Below are 6,145 nucleotides of genomic sequence, written 5' to 3' on the forward strand. Positions count from 1 at the left end.
TTTGAAGATCATTTCGCCAGGAGGTAACACAGATGTCAACCCATACGATGAAAACAGCGATCGGCCGGCTGCGCCTGTTCGGCATAACGGAAGGGATTTCGTTTTTAGTGCTGCTCTTTATTGCCATGCCACTAAAGTACGGTGCAGGCATTGACGAAGCGGTTGCGATTACAGGGATGCTGCATGGCTGGCTGTTTGTCATCTATCTAATCGGCATAGCCAACGCATTTTTCGTCAAGCAATTATCCTTCTTTCATTCTTTTTTGGCAGTTGTTGCTGCCTTTATACCATTTGGCCCATTTCTACTGGATCGAAAGCTGCGTTAACAGAGGTAAATGTGATAAATGTCTCAATTGTTTATGCAGTCTGGAGCCCCGTACTCGGGAAGCCAGACTTTTTCTTATATTCCGTGCACTTTCAGTAAAATTTTTTTGAAAAACGGTGTCATAAGCACTAGTACGATTAAACCGAGATATGCTATGTTATTTCTATGGTTCAACCAACTCCCAATAGAGAACGAAGAAGTATTTTTTGGAAATACATCCAAAAGAAGAGGAATTCGCCGAATCGTGTGGAAACTTACTTAACCAGTATTTGAGACATGACGAATAAGAATCCGAGGTAAATGAATGCAAAATTCAGTATTTTTCAAAAGTGTGATAAACTCTGATTCGATCTTGGATTCAATTGGGTTGTTAGGGCAATACCTGGAGACATTGATCGGTTGCCAGCATATTTGTTTATTGCTGCCGCACGATAATGGGCGAAATAAGCTTATACCATATTCTTTCAAAATCAATCAAGCGGATCTGAAACTGCTGCAGCAAATGGCGATAGACACCGATTTATTTTCAGATATGTCCTCGGGCATGCACCTCTGTATAACGATGAGCAGCGCCAAACCTGCGATTAAACTCCTGTCCATGACAACTTTCCAATCGCTATATACCTTTCACCTAAACCGTTCTGTCTATGGCGCGATTTTATTGTGCTTCCGTTCCCCAGTTCAGTTGACAGACGAGCAGCTTCACATCTGCCAGATGGTTACAATGCAAATGGAACAGTTAATCGAGAAAATTTATTTTCGCAAACAGGTGTTGAAGCAGCAATCCTACGAGAATTTGGTCAACACATTGCGGATGAAGGATGGCTTTACGCTTAATCACTGTTATAATGTGGCCTTCTACGCTTCTTTGTTGGGTGCCAAAGTAGGGGTTGATGCTGAGCAGCTGGAGCAGCTCAAAATCTCGGCACTGCTGCATGACATTGGGAAAATTGCCATACCGGACTCGATACTGCTCAAGCCTGGTCGACTGACGGATGACGAATTTTCGGTCATCAAACAGCATCCTGCAATCGGTTACGAGCTACTCAAGGATTTGCCCGATGTTCAGAAAATATTGCCTGTCGTACGGTGGCATCATGAGCGTATTGATGGCAGTGGCTATCCGGACGGACTTAGCGGAGATGACATTCCTTTGCTCGTGCGGATTGTCAGTCTGGCAGACGCCTTCGACGCCATGACTTCCACGAGAGTGTACCGGCACTCCCTGCCTGTTTTCGAGGTTCGCAGGCAGCTGGAAATCAACGGAGGCAAGCAGTTTGACGGGCAGCTTGTACAGGCATTTCTGCAAATGCTTGATGATCATATGATTATGGACAGATTGGTTTGGGATGAGTGATTTTATAGTGAAGAAGGTTGGGGACATATATGCGCAAGAGGATTTTTATTGTCGACGATGAGCCTCACAACATCCATATACTCCGTGTTTTCTTGACATCGCTGAATTATGACATTTATGTAGCCGAGAACGGCAGGCAGGCGGTGGAAATGATTGACGCTGTTGCTCCGGACTTGATTTTACTGGATGTTATGATGCCGGATTTGTCGGGATTTGAGGTTTATAAACGCTGGCTGGACAAAGATGATTTTGATGTGCCAATCATTTTTCTGTCTGCCAATGTGCAGAAGAAGGCGATGCTGGAAGGACTACAGCTTGGCGCATTCGATTATTTGACCAAGCCCTATGATCTCGATTTGCTGGAGATGAAGGTATCGATTGCCTTGCAGCAAAAAATGAAGCTGTTCAATTTGAAGAAGGATAATGAGCAGCTTGCAGAGCTGGCTTATGTGGATGCACTAACGGGGCTTTACAATCGTACATATTTGGACGTGGTAGCTCAGCAAATTAAAGACGGCGATAAGCATTATGAGTCTGTTTTAATGATTGACATGGATAATTTTAAAACGATTAACGACACCTTCGGTCATATGATCGGCGACCAGACGCTGCGCGACATTGGAAACATCCTGTATCAGGTGATGTCGCCTTATGTCCATGTGACTTTCCGCTATGGGGGAGATGAGTTTCTCGTAATATTGCAGGATAGCGGGGAAGCGCTCGCAGCGGCGGAAGCCATTATTGCGGCTGTTGATCAAATACAGGTCGGCCATCCTTCTCAAAAGCAGATTCAAGTTTCCGTTAGCATCGGAGTGTCTCACAGCTTAGACTCTAGCACCCTTCATCAGATGATATCGCAAGCGGACTCTGCATTGTTAGGCTCCAAACGAGGCGGCAGGCACCAAATAACAGTGAAGTAATCTACGATGAATGGATGATGTGAAGTGATGGAGTTAAAGAGTTTCAAGAAGCTTTTTCATATGACCAAAATTATTAACTCGCAATATGAGCAATCCGAAATTTTACAAGTGTTTGTTGACGCAATAGCGAGTGAGATTACCCAGGCCGACCTTGTTGGCTTTTTTCTCAAGCAGCCGGATGGAACGTATAAGGGCTACAAAGGCAATAAAATGCCTGTCGATATAACAGAGCTAATCATTGATCCATCGAAAGATGCTTTCGTTCACAATATTATGGAAAATCGAACGATTGGCTATATCCCCGATACGAGCAAAGACAATCGCATTGACGATACGAAAAAAAATCTGCTGAGCATCAAGTCGATTCTCGGGATTCCGGTTATTGTCGATGATAAAATATTCGGCCTTGTGTTCGTTCATGACTTTGGCAAGCCTATGAATTTAACGCAGGAGCAAATGGACGTAACGGAAGCGTTCGTCAATATGGCGAGCGTGGCGATCCGCAATTTGCAAATGTTAGAGCAGTCGCAGGAGCTGCTGGAGAAGCAGCAATTGCTGCTTGATGCGACGAAGTCGCTGTCCAAGTCGCTTTCCGTGCGTGAAGTATTGAAAACCTGTTTTTATTATATGCAGCGTGCCAGCGGCTCGGATGATATTGGCATTCATCTTTTCAATGAGAAGGATCGGACGGTCGAGCCTTTCCATCTCTCTTCTCTGAATGTCAAGGAGGAGGACTGGCGTGGAAAGCATCGTGATGTTATTAAGCTGAGCATTGACAGTGACAAGCTGTTTTACGAAGTCATTATGCAAAAGCGGGCGATTTTCATTCCAGACGTTTATGCGGACGAGCGTCCAAATCATAAAGCGTGTGAAATGTTCGGAATTAAAAGCCTGCTTGCTATACCGTTAGTTGCCAAGGGCAGCGTATTCGGTATCGTGGCTATTCCGTCGATTCATAAACCTACAGAGTACGAGGAAGGCAAAATAGAATTTTGCCATTCCATTGCCGATGTAACGGCGACGGCTTTGTCTAATGCCCTGCATACCGAGCATTTGGATCAGGCAGTCAGCGAGCGTTCAATGGAGCTGCAGCAGGCTAACTTCAAGCTGGAAGGGCTTGTCAAGGAGCTGGAATATTTAAACGAGCTGAAAAATGATTTCATTGCAACGCTGTCGCATGAACTGAGAACGCCAATCACGGCAATCAAGGGAACCGTCGATATTTTGGGCAAAGGGCTGCTTGGCCAATTAAATGACGCGCAGCATGACTTGCTCGATACGGCAGGCAGATCCATTGAGCGTTTATTAAATCAGGTGAACGAGCTGCTTGATTTTGCCAAGATGGAAAATGGGAAATTTGAGCTTTGCTACAAGGTTGTCGATTTCAACGATCTGATTCATGAGGCTGCTCGTATCGTTCAATCGCTGGTCAACAAGAAGAAAATCCACTTGGAAGTGGAAATCGAAGAGACGGCAGATGTGATTATTCAGGCAGATCGGGAACGGATTTTGCAAATATTGCTGAATTTGTTGTCCAATTCGGTGAAATTCACGCCGCAGCAAGGGCAAATTACGATTCGTGCCTCTTCTGACGATGATTATTTAAAGCTGGAAGTTTGCGACAATGGCATCGGCATACCGCTAGAGAAGCAAAAAAACATTTTCACGAAATTTTATCAGGTTAACAATCAAATTAATGGCACGGGGCTTGGGCTCGCCATCTCCAAGCAGCTAATTGAACTGCATGGCGGTCAAATTTGGTTTGAAAGCAATGAGGGAGCGGGCTCCGTATTTACGTTTATGCTGCCAAAAAGGGGGAGAAAATAATGCGTGCTATCGAAGTGGGTCTGCGCTTTTTGATCAAGCAGGGGGTTAAATATATCTTCGGCATTCCTGCGGGTTCGATTAATGCCCTTTACGATTGTTTATATGATTTGCCAGAACTGCAGGCGGTAGTCGCCAAGCATGAGACTAGCTCTGGCTATATGGCAGCAGCTTATACGCGCATCACCGGAATCCCGGCAGTTTGCGTAGGCTCCAGCGGCCCGGGAGCAACTAATTTGGTGACACCAGCAGCGAGCGCAGCGAAAGAGAAGCTGCCCGTCATCTTCATCACTGGCTCGGTACCATCGACGAAGCTTGGCAAAGGAGGCGCACAGGAGCTCGGAGCAGATCCGATTTTTGCGCCTGTCACGAAGCTCAGCCGAAAGGTAATGAATGCGGAGGAGCTGCCGGCAGCTATTGCCGAGGCGTATTGGACAGCGATTAGCGGGGTTCCGGGGCCGGTGCACTTGTCAATTCCTATCGACCTGCAAATGGCCAACATAGGTGAAATGGAGCTGCCAGAGCTGCCGTTGGCACGGAACCCGGTGACTGTTGTTGATGAAGTGCTCATGGATGCAGCTTTGCAAGCTGTGCTGCAAGTGGGCGAGCGGGGAGCGATCTTGCTTGGGCATGGAGCGAAAAGCGCCCGGACGGAAGTGCTCGCATTTGCAGAGCGGACAGGCTGGATGGTCGCCACGACGCCGCGGGGCAAAGGAGCGTTCCCTGAGAATCATCCGCAATCGCTCGGTGTGTACGGACTGGCCGGCAATGATAAAGCGGTTGAATTTCTAAACAGCGATGGCCATAAGCTTCTTCTCGTGCTGGGGTCAAGCCTCGGCGAGCTTGCAACCTGTAATTGGGAAGCACGGCTGACCGCTGGCAAGCAGCTTATTCATGTCGATTATGATGAGCGCGAGCTTGGACGCTGCTATGAGGCGGACATTGCGCTGCATGGCGAAATCGCTCCTGTACTGCGTCAACTGAGTGCAGGGCTTGCACACACAGGAAGCGGCTTGACCGCAGAGCGAAAAATGCTGCTGGAGCAGCTGCATCTTGCCCGCTTAGAGGCGGCGGCGGATGCTTCGGCGATGGAGACGTGGAATACACGTACAGCGATTCGTTTGCTTGGGGCAAACGCTCCGGAGCAGACCCGCTTTTATATCGATATCGGCGAGTTCATGACCTATTCAATTCAAAATTTGCTTATTCGTGAGCAGCAGCAATTCGATATTAATATTAATTTTGGCGGTATGGGTTCAGGCATAGCGGGCTCGCTTGGTGCGAAGCTTGCAGAGCCTGAGCGTCCCGTGCTTTGCATAACGGGGGATGGCTGCTTTTTCATGCATGGCCTTGAAGTAATGACGGCAAAAGAATACGGGTTGCCAATCGTTTTCGTTGTCATTAACAACGCTCGTCTGGGCATGGTGTACCATGGCCATATGCTGCAATACGAGCGTTGTCTCAGCGATTTCTCACAGCAGCGCGTCAGCATTGCAGCAGTGGCACAGTCGCTTGGCATCCGCCATGTGCAAGTCGAATCCATAGAGCAGCTTCAAGCCGAGCATGTTCAGCAGTGGTTTGCTGAAGGCAAAAGCGGACCTTTTGTGGTAGAAATTATTGTGGATGGCAATGAAATTCCACCCATGGGGGAACGAGTGAAGTTTTTGCAAGGCGCGACGTATTAAAACTCCAACAAGAAACTAGGGCGTGTCTGAAAAC

General features: G+C 47.3%; 5 protein-coding genes. All 5 read left to right on the forward strand.

Annotated elements, in window-relative coordinates; all coding sequences use genetic code 11:
• The first annotated feature begins 32 nt into the window (after positions 1 to 32).
• The 5 genes from ABEW34_RS28820 to ABEW34_RS28840 all read left to right on the forward strand — a co-directional run bounded on the left by ABEW34_RS28820 (position 33) and on the right by ABEW34_RS28840 (position 6,111).
• Entirely contained in the window at positions 33 to 326 is a 294-nt protein-coding gene (locus ABEW34_RS28820; RefSeq protein ID WP_430164284.1) for a DUF3817 domain-containing protein, read from the forward strand.
• Positions 327 to 692: 366 nt separating this feature from the next.
• Positions 693 to 1,682 carry an HD-GYP domain-containing protein gene (locus tag ABEW34_RS28825; protein ID WP_430164286.1) on the forward strand — a complete coding sequence of 330 codons (990 nt, stop codon included), beginning with the start codon at positions 693 to 695 and terminating at the stop codon, positions 1,680 to 1,682.
• A gap of 29 nt (positions 1,683 to 1,711) precedes the next feature.
• The gene (locus ABEW34_RS28830) at positions 1,712 to 2,602 is read left to right on the forward strand and encodes a GGDEF domain-containing response regulator (protein ID WP_430164289.1); all 891 of its coding nucleotides are present in this window, start codon (positions 1,712 to 1,714) and stop codon (positions 2,600 to 2,602) included.
• A gap of 60 nt (positions 2,603 to 2,662) precedes the next feature.
• Positions 2,663 to 4,429 carry an ATP-binding protein gene (locus tag ABEW34_RS28835; protein ID WP_430164293.1) on the forward strand — a complete coding sequence of 589 codons (1,767 nt, stop codon included), beginning with the start codon at positions 2,663 to 2,665 and terminating at the stop codon, positions 4,427 to 4,429.
• Positions 4,429 to 6,111 carry a thiamine pyrophosphate-binding protein gene (locus tag ABEW34_RS28840; protein WP_430164296.1) on the forward strand — a complete coding sequence of 561 codons (1,683 nt, stop codon included), beginning with the start codon at positions 4,429 to 4,431 and terminating at the stop codon, positions 6,109 to 6,111. The genes ABEW34_RS28835 and ABEW34_RS28840 overlap by 1 nt, the downstream gene beginning before the upstream one ends.
• Positions 6,112 to 6,145 lie beyond the last annotated feature (34 nt).

The organism is Paenibacillus algorifonticola (assembly GCF_050481745.1).
Taxonomy (GTDB): domain Bacteria; phylum Bacillota; class Bacilli; order Paenibacillales; family Paenibacillaceae; genus Pristimantibacillus; species Pristimantibacillus algorifonticola_A.